The organism is Pseudomonas sp. 43mfcvi1.1, from assembly GCF_900115935.1.
Classification (GTDB): Bacteria; Pseudomonadota; Gammaproteobacteria; order Pseudomonadales; family Pseudomonadaceae; genus Aquipseudomonas; species Aquipseudomonas bijieensis.
Window position 1 is genome coordinate 423,317 of record NZ_UETT01000003.1, and the last position, 15,546, is coordinate 438,862.

Sequence of the window (15,546 nt, forward strand, 5' to 3'; positions counted from 1 at the left end):
AATTTTTGGTGCTATAAAAACTTATGCACCTAGGAATGGCTTTTATGTGTTTAAGAAATATGTATTAAAAACATATACCTACAGCGTAAAAGCAACGGATTTCGAAAAAACGGTACACAGGTTATCCACAGATGTCAGACGGCGATCTGATCGGTGCTGGCCGGAGTGGCCGGCGCCGGTGGCAGCGAACCCATTTCCCGTTGTGTCTGTTCATTCCAGGCCTGGACACGATCGTTAAGCTCGGCAATGGCGCGGGGCCCGCTGCCTTCGGCATACATTGGCGCGCCGATCACCACGGTGATGACCCCTGGCGTGCGGATCCAGCCCGCCTTGGGCCAGAATTTGCCGGCATTGTGTGCAATTGGCAGCACAGGTAGGTCGGCGTTCACGGCCAATGCGGTACCGCCCCGGGAAAACTTGCCGACCGTTCCGTAAGGAACACGAGTGCCCTCGGGAAAGATCAACACCCAGACATTGTCCTTGAGCAACTCGTCACCCTTCTTCGCCACATGCTTGAGCGCAGCCTTGGGGTTGTCGCGATCGATGGCGATCGGACGCAGCATCGCCATGGCCCAGCCGAAGAACGGCACGAACAGCAGCTCACGCTTGAGCACTTGGCTCAACGGCTCGAAATAGGCCGAGAGAAAGAATGTCTCCCAGGTGCTCTGGTGGTTGGACTGGATCACGCAGGGCCGGTCCGGCACGTTCTCGGCGCCCTTCACTTCATAGCTGATGCCCAGGAACACCTTGCTCAGCCACAGTGCGCAACGGCACCAGTACACATTGATGAAGCGATAGCGCGCCTTGAATGACATGAACGGCGCGATAAAAAAACTCAGGGTGCACCACAGCAAGGAGCTGGTGCCCAGCAGCAGGTAAAAGAGAAAGGTTCTGATGGCCTGCAATATCGACATAGCGGCGTTTACCGTTGCGGGCAATGCCCGCCTGTTCAAGCGCTTCCCGAACAATCCTTGATCAGGATGTCTTGGGAGCTCTAATTGTGGATAAGTTCAGCGGCAATGGCCGCCAGGTCGTCAAAAATCAAGGTGCCCACCGGAAGAGTCTTGCCCAGGGTCTTTTCGCCTTTCCCGGTCTTAACCAAAACTGGCTGACAGTCGACGGCCTTGGCTGCCTCCAGGTCACCGAGGCTGTCGCCGACGAACCACACACCCGCCAGCGGCACAGCATAATGCTCGGCGATGGCCTTCAACATGCCCGGCTTGGGTTTGCGGCAATCGCAACCGTCATCCGGCCCATGTGGGCAATAAACGATCAGCCCGACTTCCCCGCCCTGTTCGGCCACTAATTCGCGCAAGCGCTCATGCATGGCCTCGAGCACGGCAAGGTCATAATAACCGCGGGCAATGCCCGACTGGTTGGTGGCAACCGCCACCGTCCAGCCGGCCTTGCTCAACTGCGCGATGGCTTCGATCGAACCGGGCAGTGGCAACCACTCCTCCACCGATTTGATGTATGCGTCGGAGTCGTGATTGATCACGCCATCCCGATCGAGAATCAGCAGTTTCAACAGCAACTCCTCAACCCAGCACGGAAATATCGGCAATATTGAGGAACAGGCTGCGCAGACGTGCCAGCAACGCATAGCGATTCTTGCGCACGTCTTCGTTGTCCGCATTCACCATCACGGCTTCAAAGAACGCATCGACAGGCTCGCGCAGTGCCGCCAAGCGGGCCAGTGCTTCGGCATACTCGCGTTTCTCCATGAGCGGTTGTACCGACGCATACGCCTGTTGAATTGCCGAGTGGAGCGAAAACTCCGCGGCATTATCAAAGTAGCGTGCTTCAACGGCCTTGACCGAAGGTTCGGCCTTGCTCAGCAGGTTCGACACTCGTTTGTTCACCGCCGCCAGTGCTGCGGCTTCCGGCAATTTGCGGAACGCCTGCACCGCCTGTACGCGCTGGTCGAAGTCCAGGGCCGAACCCGGTTTCAGGGCACGCACCGACAGGTAGGTCGCGACCTCGACGCCTTCATCTTCATAACGCGCACGCAGGCGGTCAAAGATGAATTCCAGCACCGCCTCGGCCAGGCCGACAGCCTTGACCTTGCTACCGAACGCGTTGACGGCGAAGGCCACGGCGTCGTTCAAGTCCAGGTCCAGTTGCTTGTCGATCAGGATCCGCAGCACGCCCAGGGCCGCGCGACGCAGAGCGTACGGGTCCTTGCTGCCGGTGGGCAGCATGCCGATGCCGAAGATGCCGACCAGGGTGTCGAGCTTGTCGGCGATGGCCACGGCCGCACCGGTCAGGGTGGTCGGCAATTCAGCGCCGGCACCGCGCGGCATGTACTGCTCGTTCAGCGCCAGGGCCACGTCTTGTGGCTCGCCATCGTTGAGGGCGTAGTAGTAACCGGCGACGCCTTGCATCTCCGGGAACTCACCGACCATCTCGGTGGACAGGTCGCATTTGGACAGGATGCCGGCACGGGCCGCGCGCTGGGCGTCGCCGCCGATGCGTGGGGCGATGTACGCCGCCAGTTTCGATACGCGCTCGGCCTTGTCGTAGACGCTGCCGAGTTTTTCCTGGAACACCACGTTGCGCAGGCGCTCGTTGAAGCTTTCCAGGGGCTGTTTCTTGTCCTGCTTGAAGAAGAACTCGGCATCGGTCAGGCGCGGGCGAACGACTTTTTCGTTACCGGCGATGATCTGCTGCGGGTCCTTGCTTTCGATGTTGGCGACCGTGATGAAGCGCGGCAGCAACTTGCCTTCGGCGTCCAGCAGGCAGAAGTACTTCTGGTTGTCCTGCATGGTGGTGATCAGCGCTTCCTGGGGCACTTCGAGGAAACGTTCCTCGAACGAGCACACCAGCGGCACTGGCCATTCCACCAACGCGGTCACTTCATCCAGCAGGTTGGCGGGCACGATGGCGGTGCCTTCCTGCAGGGTCGCCAGCTCCTCGGTGCGCTTGCTGATCAGCTCGCGACGCTCGTTGGCGTCGGCCAGCACGTAGGCGGCACGCAGGTCGGCCAGGTAGTTGGCCGGCGAGGTGATGCGCACGCTCTGCGGATGATGGAAGCGGTGGCCGCGGGAATCGCGACCGGCCTTCTGGGCCAGGATCGTGCAGTCGATGACCTGGTCACCGAGCAGCATCACCAGCCATTGGGTCGGACGCACGAACTCTTCCTTGCGCGCAGCCCAGCGCATGCGCTTGGGAATCGGCAAGTCATTGAGGGAGTCTTCGACGATGGTCGGCAACAGGCTGGCGGTCGGCTTGCCCTTGATGTTCTGGCTGTAGCGCAGCTTGGGGCCGCTCTGATCGATTTCGCTCAGGTCCACGCCGCACTTCTTGGCGAAGCCCAGGGCGGCCTGGGTCGGGTTGCCATCGGCATCGAACGCGGCCTGGCGTGGCGGGCCGTCGAGGTTGATGCTGCGGTCCGGCTGCTGGGTCGCCAGGGCGGTGATCAGCACGGCCAGGCGGCGTGGTGCGGCGTAGACGTGCTTGGCTTCGTAGTTCAGGCCAGCGGCTTGCAGGCCTTTGTCGATACCGGCCAGGAACGCATCGGCCAGGGTGTTCAGGGCTTTGGGTGGCAGTTCTTCGGTGCCCAGTTCAACCAGAAAATCTTGAGCACTCATTGTGCAGCCTCCAGCTTAGCCAACACTTCATCACGCAGGTCCGGGGTTGCCATCGGGAAGCCCAGCTTGGCACGGGCCAGCAGATAGGCTTGCGCAACGGAACGCGCCAGGGTGCGCACACGCAGGATGTATTGCTGGCGCGCGGTCACGGAAATCGCCCGGCGTGCGTCCAGCAGGTTGAAGGTATGGGACGCCTTCAACACCATTTCGTAGCTCGGCAACGGCAGCGGCTGGTCCAGCTCGATCAGGCGCTTGGCTTCGCTTTCATAGAAATCGAACAGCTCGAACAGCTTGTCGACGTTGGCGTGTTCGAAGTTGTAGGTCGACTGCTCCACTTCGTTCTGGTGGAACACATCGCCATAGGTCACTTTGCCGAACGGGCCGTCGGCCCACACCAGGTCGTAGACTGAATCCACGCCTTGCAGGTACATGGCCAGGCGTTCCAGGCCATAGGTGATTTCGCCGGTCACCGGGTAGCACTCGATGCCACCGGCCTGCTGGAAGTAAGTGAACTGAGTCACTTCCATGCCGTTGAGCCAGACTTCCCAGCCCAGGCCCCAGGCGCCCAGGGTTGGCGATTCCCAGTTGTCTTCGACGAAACGAATGTCGTGCACCAGTGGGTCGAGACCGACGTGCTTGAGCGAGCCCAGGTAAAGCTCCTGGAAGTTTTCCGGGTTCGGCTTCAGAACCACCTGGAACTGGTAGTAGTGCTGCAGACGGTTCGGGTTTTCGCCGTAGCGGCCGTCAGTCGGGCGGCGGCTGGGCTGCACATAAGCGGCGTTCCAGGTTTCCGGGCCGATGGCACGCAGAAACGTGGCAGTGTGGAAAGTGCCGGCGCCTACTTCCATATCGTAGGGCTGAAGTACCACGCAACCTTGCTCGGCCCAGTATTGCTGGAGGGCGAGGATCAAGTCTTGGAAGGTACGCACGGCTGGCGTAGGCTGGCTCACGAAATTCACCTGTTTCTTGGGCTGCGATTTAAAGAGCGGGAGTATACCCGATTCGTTCGTGCGCACGCCCCCTGGAGCCTTATGCCACGCTGCTTTTGGTGTTCCGAAGATCCGTTGTACATGGCTTATCACGATCAGGAGTGGGGCACGCCGCTGCGCGATGCGCAGGGTTTGTTCGAGTTGCTTTTGCTCGAAGGGTTCCAGGCCGGGCTGTCCTGGATCACCGTTTTGCGCAAACGCGAGCGCTACCGGGAAGTGCTGTACGGCTTCGATGTGCAACGGGTGGCGCAGATGAGCGATGCGGAAATCGACGACCTGATGCTCGACCCCGGCATCATCCGCAACCGCCTCAAGCTCAAGGCCGCCCGGCGCAATGCCCAGGCCTGGCTGGCCCTGGAAGACCCGGTGGCGTTCCTCTGGTCGTTCGTCGGTGACAAACCCATCATCAACCATTTCAAGGACCGTACCGAAGTGCCGGCCATCACGCCCGAGGCGCTGGCGATGAGCAAAGGCCTGAAAAAAGCCGGCTTCACCTTCGTCGGCCCGACCATTTGCTACGCCTTGATGCAGGCCTCGGGGATGGTCATGGACCACACCCAGGACTGCGACCGCTACGCCGAGCTGGCAAACGGTGGTTAGAATAGCCGGCTCGCAACACGGCCCATACATTCAGGAGTGACCTGTGGATAAGTTGAAAGGCGCCTTGCTGGTCGGCGCTCTGCGGTTGTTTGCGCTGCTGCCTTGGCGCGCGGTGCAAGCGGTGGGTTCGGCCATTGGCTGGCTCATGTGGAAGCTGCCCAACCGCTCCCGCGATGTGGTGCGGATCAACCTCGCCAAATGTTTTCCCGAGATGGACCCGGCCGAGCGCGAACGCCTGGTGGGCCAGAGCCTCAAGGACATCGGCAAATCCCTGACCGAAAGCGCCTGCGCCTGGATCTGGCCGGCCCAGCGCTCCATCGAACTGGTGCGTGAAGTCGAAGGCCTGGAAGTATTGAAAGAAGCGCTGGCCTCCGGCAAAGGCGTGGTGGGCATCACCAGCCACCTGGGCAACTGGGAGGTGCTCAACCACTTCTATTGCAGCCAGTGCAAACCGATCATTTTCTATCGCCCGCCCAAGCTCAAGGCGGTGGATGAATTGCTGCAAAAGCAACGCGTGCAACTGGGCAACAAAGTCGCCGCATCGACCAAGGAAGGCATCCTCAGCGTCATCAAGGAAGTGCGCAAAGGCGGCCAGGTGGGCATCCCCGCCGACCCGGAACCGGCCGAATCCGCCGGCATCTTCGTGCCCTTTTTCGCCACCCAGGCCCTGACCAGCAAGTTCGTACCGAACATGCTCGCCGGCGGCAAGGCAGTCGGCGTCTTCCTCCATGCCCTGCGCCTGCCGGACGGCTCTGGCTACAAAGTCATCCTCGAAGCCGCCCCGGACGCGATGTACAGCACCGACACCGAAACCGCCTGCGCCGCCATGAGCCAAGTGGTGGAACGCTACGTGCGGGCCTACCCGAGCCAGTACATGTGGAGCATGAAACGCTTCAAGAAACGCCCGCCGGGTGAGGCGCGGTGGTACTGAACGCCGGGAATCAATTCTGCAAGGGGTCCTAATTGTGGCGAGGGGATTTATCCCCGTTGGGTTGCGCAGCAACCCCCCTATTCCTCGCAGCGCCACAATCCACAGGCGAGCGCTTCGCACTCGAACGGGGATAAATCCCCTCGCCACAATAATTACCTGATCCAACTTCTGTGGCGAGGGAGCTTGCTCCCGCTGGGCTGCGCAGAACAGCCCCCTCCTAAAGCTTGGTCCCCCGCTGTCGATAACCTAATGTATCCGCCAATCATGGACCGATGAAATGGAACTCTCCCTGAACGCTGCCAATATCCCGCCCGCCAACACCAACCTCACCCGCTCCGACCAGAAGTTGGTGAGCAATCCTCCAGCGGACGCCGTAAAGCAGCTGGCAGAGGCCGGCCCAGCGGCTATCTACCACCCCAGTGAAGAAGCCCAGATCATGGTGGAGTCGCCAGTGGTCATCGAAACCTGGATCGGTCGCTCCCAATCGCCAGATTTCCCTCGATTTGCTGCGATCACCGAGAGCGCGAAAAATACTCTGAAAAGCTCTTTCGAGACGTTCCAGACAACGCTCTCGGCCACCCATCCGGATTTGGCCGGCAAGAAATACGGCTTCACCGTCGAGGCCGATGGCAAGCTCAAGGTGCTCAACACCGCCGGCCAGCTCAGCAGCTCGGACACCCAGCGGTTGACCGATCTGCTCAATGAATCCACTGATCTGAAAGCCGCCGCCGTGGCGTTCCGCGATGCTTCTATCGACATGGTGGACGCCGACTCGCCCTGGTCCGGCAGCTACCTGGGCCGCTACAACCTGACCAAGGAAAACTTCGCCAACACCATCGACCTGGCGCCGATGCTCAAGCGCCCCGGCTCGGTACCGCCCCAGGAGTTTTCGGACGGGTTGTTCTTCAACCAGCTGGCATACAAAGGCGAACTCGCTACGCGAGAGACGGAAGCGGCGATGTTTGAACGGCGTGCAGCCCAGCGATTCAGCGCGCAGGCCTGAAAACCTGTAGGAGCGAGCCTGCTCGTGAAGAAGCCGGCACATTCGCATGAATGCCGGTTGGAGCTTGTCGATCCGGATGGCTATGAACTGGCCGTGTGGTCGGCTTCCTGATGGTCGATTGATCACAAAGAGGCGCAAAACCTCAATCGTGTCCATGATTAAGGGCCTGCGATCGGCGACGTTGGCATGACAAAGTCATCTCTTAACCCGTCGGATGACTGTCCAGCCAGCCATATCGCACTTCCTCTGGTTCATTAATCAAGGAGTCCCCTCATGAAAATCGACTTCACCGGACGTCACGTCCTGGTCACTGGCTCCACCAGCGGTATCGGTTTTGCCACAGCCAAAGGCTTCCTCGAATCCGGCGCCCACGTGGTCATCAACGGTCGCAGCGAGAGCAGCGTGGAGGACGCGTTGCAGCGCTTGGGCGCCCTTGCTTCAAATGCCACCGGTTTTGTGGGCGACCTGAGCAACGCGCCTGGCTGCCAGGCACTGATCGCCAAGCACCCGAGTTTCGATATCGTCATCAACAACCTGGGCATTTTCAAACTGGAAGACTTTTTCGAAACGCCGGACAGCGAATGGCAGCGCTTCTTCGAAACCAACGTGATGTCCGGCGTGCGGGTTTCCAGGGCTTACGCCCAAGGCATGGTCGAGCGCGGTTGGGGGCGGATTGTGTTTGTCTCGTCGGAATCGGGCGTAAACATTCCCGCTGACATGATCCACTACGGCTTCACCAAAACCGCGCAACTTTCAATCGCTCGCGGCCTGGCCAAGCGCCTCGCCGGCACGGGCGTGACGGTGAACTCGGTGTTGCCTGGGCCGACGCTTTCCGAAGGTGTTGCCCAGATGCTGCAGGCAGATGTCGAGCGCAGCGGGGAAAGCCTGGAAAAAGTCGCGGCGGATTTCGTCAATCAGCACCGCAGCACCTCGATCATCCAGCGTGCGGCACGCGTCGAGGAAGTCGCCAACATGATCATCTATGCCAGCTCGGAACAGGCCTCGGCCACCACCGGTGCGGCGTTGCGTGTGGATGGTGGTGTGGTGGATAGCATCGTTTAGGGTCCTATGACAGGTCGCAAGAAAACGCCGCTTTCTCATGAGAGATAAGCGGCGTTTTTTCTTTTGGAAGCAACATGGGTTGATTCAACCGATTTTTGGAGCGGTGAAGGGACAGTTCAGCCCACCCTGTTTTCGATGAGTCGATCCGAGCCACCTTCGGCCACGCGGTTCTCGATCAGTCGATCCGAGCCGCCTTCGGCCACGCGGTTCTCGATCAGTCGATCCGAGCCACCTTCAGCTACACGGTTTTCGATGAGTCGATCCGAGCCACCTTCAGCTACACGGTTTTCGATGAGTCGATCCGAGCCACCTTCAGCTACACGGTTTTCGATGAGTCGATCCGAGCCGCCTTCGGCTACACGTTTTTCGATCAGTCGATCGGAGCCGCCTTCAGCCACACGTTTTTCGATCAGGCGATCAGAACCACCCTCAGCGAACGTAGGTTGAACAGAAGAAGTCGCGAACGCATTGCCGAGGGACAGTGCCAGAAGCGAGCCAACGAGAGTTTTGCTGAAAGTGTTCATGTCCTGATCCTTTTTATTCGTAGATGGAGTGAGTTAGACGGTGACGTGCAAACGGACGTCGACGTTGCCGCGGGTCGCGTTGGAGTACGGGCAAACCTGGTGAGCCGCGTCGACCAGCGCTTGAGCATCGGCTTGATCCAGACCCGGCAGGTTGATGTGCAGGTCGATGTCCAGACCGAAACCACCAGGGATCTGGCCGATGCCAACGTGTGCCGTGATCGAGGCGTCAGCGGGGATGCTGCGTTTGCTCTGGCTGGCGACAAACTTCAATGCGCCGATGAAGCAAGCCGAGTAGCCGGCGGCAAACAACTGCTCAGGGTTGGTGGCTTCACCACCAGCGCCGCCCAAGGCTTTGGGAGTGGCCAGTTTCACGTCGAGAATCTTGTCGCTGGAAACAGCACGGCCATCACGGCCACCGGTGGAGGTTGCGACTGCGGTATAGAGAACGTTCATGGTGTTTCCTCTCTTGCTGATTGGTTTGATCGAGTGTCGGGTTTGGATTGCGCTAAATGTTTGTGCGCTAACCAGTTGCGATAAAATTAACGAACAAATAGTTTGCGCGCAAGATAATTTTTTGAAAATTTTCCGACTTTTAATTAACCAATTGATCTGAAAGGAAATTAATTTTCTCGTCGCAGTACCGCCAACCTGTTTGGGTCGCAAGTGAGCCAGGACGAAGGAGGTGTTTGGGGGATCAACAGGGCCCGCGCAATAGCTGGCCTTCGAAGAGAGGGGAATCCACAAGCAGAATCATGGGATTTTCAATCGTTCCCGCGCTCCTGCGTGGGAATGCCGCCGGGGACGCTCCGCGTTCCGCTTCTGGAACATGACGCGGTGCGTGGGGACGATCAACTCCCGACTAACGATGCAAAGCCAACCTGACTAAGCCACAGCCACTCGATTGCGCCCCAACGCCTTCGCTCGATACAGCGCTTTATCCGCATCGTTCATCAAGCTGTGGAGATCCTTATTACAGGCCTCCGTCGATGCAACGCCGAGGCTGGCTGATATGCAGTGCACAGGCTCGATCACCAAGGCTGCGAGCGTATCGATAAGCCGCTCTGCAATCTGGGTGGCGACTTCGATGGAGGTGTTGGGCAGCAGAATGGCGAATTCTTCCCCACCTAGCCGGCCATGGATGTCCGTTGTGCGAAACGACGAGCTGATGACCTCCCCCATTTGGCGCAAAACCTGATCCCCGACCTGATGGCCGTAGGTGTCGTTGATGTGCTTGAAGTGATCCATATCCAACATGACCGCGCACAACCCTTGCCGCTTGGCCTTACATTCGTTGTAAAGCCGCTGGGCATGCTCGAAAAATGCTCGCCGACTCTTCAAGCCAGTCAGCTCATCGGTTTGAGCGGCGCGGGTTGAAATGCTGTTCGCCTGTTCCATTTCACGGGTGAGTCGGAAGGCGGTTTCCAGTGCCTGGGACATTTTGTGCGTAGCGCGGGCAGCGAATGCCGCGAACACCAGAATCGAGAGGGCCATGCCGACTTGGATCGGGGATGGTTGAAACAGCAGCCAGGCGGTGCATGGCAACAGCACCAGGCCGATGGAGACCAGTGTCATATCACGGTAGGCCGAGTAGCACGACACCGCGCTGACAGACATCCCGACAGCAAAGAGCATGACCAGTGCCTGCGTCAAAAGATCGTCTGCCGGCATGACAGCCAATGCGCCTCCGCCCCAGATGCTGGCGGACGACACCAGCGTGATCCAGTACTTGCGCTCCCAACGTTGAGGCGTGCGCTGACTTTCGTCGCTGCGGAAATAGGCCACAAATAGCGCGATACGCAACAGCGTCGAAGCGGTCAGGATGGCCAGCCACCAAAGAATGACGCTGTGCTCAAACCGATCCCAGCACAGCCAGCTCAGCATGATGGCTGCGAGGTAGCTACCGAAAACCGCAGAAACGGATTGGCGAAACAGTTGCTGCAAGCGGTCAGTTCGCACTTGCTCGGCTATTACAAAATCCTGGCCATTGCGCAATCTTGGGCCATCCATTTGAACCACCTGGTTATGACGCAACAAAAAAACGATTGTGGCACCCTGCCATTAGCGCAAACAACTGAATTACGCTCTTGGCTCCAACCAGGTTCCAATATCTCGATTAAAACTGAACCCAGTGGCGAGGGAGTCCCCGCCGCGTCTTCGACGCTGCGCTGTCGCGCAGTGAACTAGGCCCTGTGGCGAGGGGATTTATCCCCGCTGGGCTGCGCAGCAGCCCTAAAGCAGTGAACTCAATCTTTCTGGCACACCGAGTTGCCGGGTTTGGGGCCGCTGCGCAGCCCAGCGGGGATAAATCCCCTCGCCACAAAGGGAGGTGCTCGCCTAACTGAGATCACGTTGTCGAACTGTGTTTAGCAGAAAATTTTATTTTTAAAATCAGCAGGTTGTGATTTGTTCCATGAGAGCGTGCTCCCGCTGGGATGCAAAGCAGCCTTAACCATTGCGCAGACAAACCGCATCTTCTGTTTTACAAGGAAGAGGCAATCAAGCTGGAATCAATCCCGCCAAAAGAAAAACCCGACGCTTTACGTCGGGTTTTTCGTGGGGTACGACTTTCGCTTGTCCTATCGCTTCTTCTTAGCGATAGAGGTCAGCGGCCCTTGGCAGACTGCTATCGGCCAAAAACGGCCACTCAAACGCAGCTTATTCCGACCCGCAAGTGAGTCACGGGTGCAAAAGGGATGGAGCGCTATGTTGAATGAGCGAGAGCAAGCCCGACGTGCTCATTGTTTACGGGTTACTCGACTTGCGACAGCTTGGCGTCATCGCAACCGGCAGCACGGCACTCGCGCTCGACAGCCTTGAGTATGACGATACGCGCCTCGGTCTTCTCATTGGCACAGTCCAGGTAGAGCAGGCCATCGTTGGAACAGGCGCTGTCACGATTTTTGATCCACTGGATTTGAGCGGCTTTTACTTTTTTCTTTTGCTCCGGGTTCAGAGCACCCATCGTCTTCTTGTATTGCTCGTTGATTTCCTGATCCGACTGAACCATTTTCAGCGACGCGCAATAGGTTCTGTCATAGGCATTTCTAGGGTTATCGCAACTCATCGCAGATGCCGATGCTGATGCCATTGCCAGCAATGCCCCAACCAACAAAGACTTGATCACTTACTTCTCTCCCTGAATGCCCTCTATTGATTAGAGGTCGCGGCGGGGAATTTATCATGAGGGTTGTCGAACAATGAAGCGGATCCTACCGCCTTCATGTTTTCCATGGCCCACGATCGGCCGCGACTGCCTTGCGCTACAACTTTGATTTTCTCGACCAAAGATCGAGGTCGCTGCCGCACGCCGCAACGATGTAGTTCCCACACCAAGAAAATCCGAATGCCCTCACATGGTCCCTGTAGATCACCGTGCAATCTGCTTGATGACCCTCAATCAGCGCATTTTTGAAGGGTTTGCTCAGAACAAGGCTGTTCTCGGGCCAATCCGGGGAAACCAGCTCCAGCCCTTCCCCGGCGATGTTGCCGGTTGGCAAGCCACCGCCGTTTATGCCACACAGCGATATGACTTCATCGGCGATCACGCCAATGCCCTGGCAATGCAACCCAAGTTCGCTCAAGCCCGCATATTCTTCATAGTCGCGCTCAATTTTTTCGCCTGTGTCGCAGTGCACAACACTTCGACCCGAGCTTGAGACGACCAGCAAATAGGGGCCTTTTTGCGAAAACCCTACCGATAGCAGCCCGCCGACGGCTATCGAGGCAATATGACTCCAGCCCTCGGGATTCTCATCGACAGGGATCTGGTCGATGAGTCGTATCAAGCGCTTTCGATTGTTTTCGCGTAATGAATTCATGAGTGCATTCGGATAAAAAGGTTTTGCAGCATCCCCAAACATCCCCAAGCCGGTCAAACATTCGTGGCGAGGGAGCTTGCTCCCGCTGGGCTGCAACGCAGCCCCACCTACTTCAAACCTCAACCGTAAACCCGTCTAGCCCCAATTTACGGGCCAAAACCAAGCCCTGTTTATCCTCCTCACCACTCCCCGTCCGCCAGGCTACCTAACCTTGCGCCATTGCCTACAACTACGCCAGAATCCGCCCGCTTGTGCGCCTTGCCTCCGGGTTCTATCGTTTTCCTGCCACTGCCCATCAGTGGTCGGGTTTAGTAGCTCGGTTAGTCATCTACGGTTGCATGAGTGTCATCCAGTCAGGCGTTTGCCTGCACTTGATGGTGGCTGTGCGCAAGGCGCCTTCGGGCGCGCCGGGTTTGGTGACTTTACCGGTCTACTAACTTGCGCACAGCTGCCTCCTTTCGTTTAGTAGCGAGATAGTGGCGGCCCTACTATGGAAAGTCCCAATGTTCAAACCTACTCCAAATCCGCCCGAGACAGGCCATGCTAAATCCAAGGCCAAAAAGCACGACGAAGCCACCAAACGCGTCCTGGATCACTACCTGCTCCCAAAACCGGAAAAGTCCGAAGATGCGTCCCAACCAGGCCAGCTCTTCACCGTCGCAAAAAACGCCGACAACGAATCCCTCCTCGCTAACCTTAGCGAAACCCTGGCGGCAGCCGACGCGATGGTCAGCAACCTGGCCTTTGACCTGGAAGGTCCTCGCCGCCACATCCTCCTCGGCATTCAACAGTTGATTGAGTTGAGTTCATTGCTGGCGAATCGAGTGTTGGATAACGTCGATCCGCGATAGCAGATAAACACCCTCCCTAAAAAGCAAGCCCGACATCTTGTGTCGGGTTTGTTTTAATTAATAAACGTTGCTGCTCAGCTATCTCATTATATAGCTAGAAGTTTTTGTCCTCCGGAGCGTTAAAGCCCTCTATCCTGCAGGCAGGAACAACTAAGGAATTTGATGTAACAAACTTGCGATCTCTGCTTCTTTACGCTTGCGTCGTGCAGTCTGAATTTTTTGATCAAGAATTAATTCGATTGCCACGCGCATTAAGGGAAATAAATGAAGACATTCCTCTTCTGGGGTCGAATGAACTCCAAGGCTAAGAATACTATAAATTTTTTTATTCCCAACTAAGTATTCGGGAAGATAGTCAGCGAGAGCTTCGATTTTTTTAGAGACAGTTGCTCTGGTATAAGTTGCTGAGTGGACCTTTAGCCATTCTTCCGATTGGTTTGCCTCCAAATGGGCTTTTTCAAGTAAGTTTTCAAAAATTCTGCGAAGATAGATTAAGCTTCCGGCTCCTACACCATGCGAGAACAAACCTATAGCTTTGATGAACTCCTTATATTGCTCCTCTCCTAGAACTTTTCTGTAGCTTTTCACTTTAGGGATTGCCACATCATATACCGAGGGGTACTGCCCAATCTTCTGCACCCCCTTATTTTTATCAAATTGAAACGTATAGCTGATTTCATGTTCACGATCTCGTGAGCAAATAAATCTCATCTCGTAAAATGGATAATATTCCCACCACGTGTCAATATCTATACTATTTCTACCGTAGTTATTCTCCCGCAACTTAAAAGTGCTATCTTTTAAACATGCAGGACAAAATACATCAATGGTTGCTGTTTTTCGGGCAAAGGAGACGAAATTTTCAAGATTGCTGTCGTTGACTTCATAATAATAATACAATGGTAGCTCTGAGCAGAACTCTTGCGCAGATGGGAATTTATTATCAATCACTAGCGCCTTCCTTTGGATGTACCCAAGCAAAATATTAATTTATTGTATATAAAATTAAAAAAGAGCGGATTTATTTTGTGGCGGCAAAAGTCAAGGGGTTTAATTTTTTGCTGTCTCCCTTTTTTGTTAGGTTACTGCTATTTAAGTTTGTTAGGTTACTGCTATTTAAGCGCCAACCATAGAAATGCTGCCAATACTCTTATCGATACTGACACCTGACTCCAATAGAATTCTATAGCCATCATCATAAAATGGCGGTGGGAATAATGAATGTGTGCCTACAATTTTTCCCTCGCCAAGCCAGGCCAAGGCATCCTTAAGAGAGACCCGAACAATTCCTCGAATTTGCCGAGAGTAATCGTTAGGCCTTTCGTTATCCGCTCCTTTGCATCGGAATAGTAGTCCATGCTGCGAATGTGGACGAAGAAAAACCGATGGTGCAGCCATTCTTAAATCAACTAATTCCGTATTTTTTCCAAAGTAGTAACCTGGCTTTTGTCCATTTCTTTTTTCTATGTCAGCGCCTATTAGCAAGATGTATGCGTAGTCACTGCTAGAGGCCGGTATCCGCTTCTCAAAATGTAAGTAGTGACCACCTTCGCCTGATGATTTTGCCTGATGGCAGGCAAACCAAAGGGCGACCCATATGTTATCTACTACATCAACCCAGCTCGTCGAAATACCGTAATGTTGTAGAAGCGGCTCGTGTGAATATTGGCCAAATGAATTAAATATCCTGCATTTTTCTTGAAATGACTTTATTATATCTTGAACTGCGATTGTTTTTCTTTCTTTCGTTTTTGATTGATGTATTCCCCGGAATAAAGTCGGAGATAGGCTTTCGTATAACTTTCGTTCTCCACGAAAATATATGGCCTCACTTTTTTGTATCCCTGCATGGGTGAACTTTAGATACCCAGCAGCCTTTATCAAAGCGTGCGGGTCTTTTACGTGAAGTGTTTCTACACCTGTACCTTCATCGCAGACCCATTCCGTTCCGGCAATACTAATTTTTTTAAGAGGGCTCATTTGAATCCTTTGTAATAATTCTACATAGTCAGCAGATGTATTTAATGCACTAAGTGGTGGGTATATTAAGCGTTGAGCCCTACGAACAATGTAGCTATCGGGAGCAGACAATGGAAAGCCGCGACCTGCTTTTGCTCGCTTTACATCAGAGTAAACGGGACGAACATACTGTATAAAAATATGGCCCATCCGCTTCTT

The 15,546-nt window shown here is 55.8% G+C and carries 16 protein-coding genes; 5 read left to right on the forward strand and 11 right to left on the reverse strand.

Annotation, left to right across the window (positions count from 1 at the left end; genetic code table 11):
• Positions 1–134: 134 nt before the first annotated feature.
• The 4 genes from DTP52_RS08030 to glyQ all read right to left on the reverse strand — a co-directional run bounded on the left by DTP52_RS08030 (position 135) and on the right by glyQ (position 4,540).
• The gene (locus DTP52_RS08030; protein WP_109752836.1) at positions 135–914 is read right to left on the reverse strand and encodes a 1-acyl-sn-glycerol-3-phosphate acyltransferase; all 780 of its coding nucleotides are present in this window, start codon (positions 912–914) and stop codon (positions 135–137) included.
• An 80-nt stretch (positions 915–994) separates the two neighbouring features.
• Complete coding sequence (gmhB, locus tag DTP52_RS08035; protein WP_178082468.1) at positions 995–1,534, reverse strand: D-glycero-beta-D-manno-heptose 1,7-bisphosphate 7-phosphatase; 540 nt, start codon at positions 1,532–1,534, stop codon at positions 995–997.
• Positions 1,535–1,538: 4 nt separating this feature from the next.
• Positions 1,539–3,590 (reverse strand): glycine--tRNA ligase subunit beta, encoded by a 2,052-nt coding sequence (gene glyS, locus DTP52_RS08040; RefSeq protein ID WP_109752838.1) that lies wholly within the window; start codon positions 3,588–3,590, stop codon positions 1,539–1,541.
• Entirely contained in the window at positions 3,587–4,540 is a 954-nt protein-coding gene (gene glyQ, locus DTP52_RS08045; protein WP_022641565.1) for a glycine--tRNA ligase subunit alpha, read from the reverse strand. The genes glyS and glyQ overlap by 4 nt, the downstream gene beginning before the upstream one ends.
• Positions 4,541–4,621: 81 nt before the next feature.
• Here glyQ and DTP52_RS08050 point away from each other — a divergent pair, with 81 nt between their 5' ends.
• From DTP52_RS08050 to DTP52_RS08065, 4 genes are all read left to right on the forward strand, one after another.
• Positions 4,622–5,179 carry a DNA-3-methyladenine glycosylase I gene (locus DTP52_RS08050; protein WP_109752839.1) on the forward strand — a complete coding sequence of 186 codons (558 nt, stop codon included), beginning with the start codon at positions 4,622–4,624 and terminating at the stop codon, positions 5,177–5,179.
• Between the two features lie 43 nt (positions 5,180–5,222).
• Positions 5,223–6,110, forward strand: coding sequence for a lysophospholipid acyltransferase (locus DTP52_RS08055; protein ID WP_109752840.1), 888 nt, complete (start codon positions 5,223–5,225; stop codon positions 6,108–6,110).
• Between the two features lie 277 nt (positions 6,111–6,387).
• Positions 6,388–7,113, forward strand: coding sequence for a hypothetical protein (locus DTP52_RS08060; protein ID WP_109752841.1), 726 nt, complete (start codon positions 6,388–6,390; stop codon positions 7,111–7,113).
• Between the two features lie 273 nt (positions 7,114–7,386).
• On the forward strand, positions 7,387–8,175 hold the full coding sequence (locus DTP52_RS08065; RefSeq protein WP_109752842.1) for an SDR family NAD(P)-dependent oxidoreductase: 789 nt from the start codon (positions 7,387–7,389) through the stop codon (positions 8,173–8,175).
• A gap of 116 nt (positions 8,176–8,291) precedes the next feature.
• On the opposite strand, the gene DTP52_RS08070 is transcribed toward DTP52_RS08065, so the two are convergent.
• From DTP52_RS08070 to DTP52_RS08090, 5 genes are all read right to left on the reverse strand, one after another.
• Positions 8,292–8,699 carry a hypothetical protein gene (locus DTP52_RS08070; protein ID WP_109752843.1) on the reverse strand — a complete coding sequence of 136 codons (408 nt, stop codon included), beginning with the start codon at positions 8,697–8,699 and terminating at the stop codon, positions 8,292–8,294.
• A 33-nt stretch (positions 8,700–8,732) separates the two neighbouring features.
• Positions 8,733–9,152 carry an organic hydroperoxide resistance protein gene (locus tag DTP52_RS08075; protein WP_003196182.1) on the reverse strand — a complete coding sequence of 140 codons (420 nt, stop codon included), beginning with the start codon at positions 9,150–9,152 and terminating at the stop codon, positions 8,733–8,735.
• 429 nt (positions 9,153–9,581) lie between these two features.
• A complete protein-coding gene (locus DTP52_RS08080; protein WP_109752844.1) occupies positions 9,582–10,706 on the reverse strand; it encodes a diguanylate cyclase in 1,125 nt (374 codons plus the stop codon).
• Positions 10,707–11,448: 742 nt separating this feature from the next.
• Entirely contained in the window at positions 11,449–11,823 is a 375-nt protein-coding gene (locus DTP52_RS08085; protein WP_109752845.1) for a lysozyme inhibitor LprI family protein, read from the reverse strand.
• A gap of 136 nt (positions 11,824–11,959) precedes the next feature.
• Positions 11,960–12,517 carry a hypothetical protein gene (locus tag DTP52_RS08090; protein WP_146206842.1) on the reverse strand — a complete coding sequence of 186 codons (558 nt, stop codon included), beginning with the start codon at positions 12,515–12,517 and terminating at the stop codon, positions 11,960–11,962.
• Between the two features lie 503 nt (positions 12,518–13,020).
• Between DTP52_RS08090 and DTP52_RS08095 the strand changes: the two genes are divergently transcribed.
• Positions 13,021–13,368, forward strand: coding sequence for a DUF6124 family protein (locus DTP52_RS08095; RefSeq protein WP_109752847.1), 348 nt, complete (start codon positions 13,021–13,023; stop codon positions 13,366–13,368).
• A 150-nt stretch (positions 13,369–13,518) separates the two neighbouring features.
• Here the strand turns inward: DTP52_RS08095 and DTP52_RS31010 are convergent, their stop codons facing one another.
• Complete coding sequence (locus tag DTP52_RS31010; protein ID WP_146206843.1) at positions 13,519–14,319, reverse strand: hypothetical protein; 801 nt, start codon at positions 14,317–14,319, stop codon at positions 13,519–13,521.
• Positions 14,320–14,484: 165 nt separating this feature from the next.
• Entirely contained in the window at positions 14,485–15,537 is a 1,053-nt protein-coding gene (locus DTP52_RS08100) for an FRG domain-containing protein (protein ID WP_218278348.1), read from the reverse strand.
• Positions 15,538–15,546: the final 9 nt, after the last annotated feature.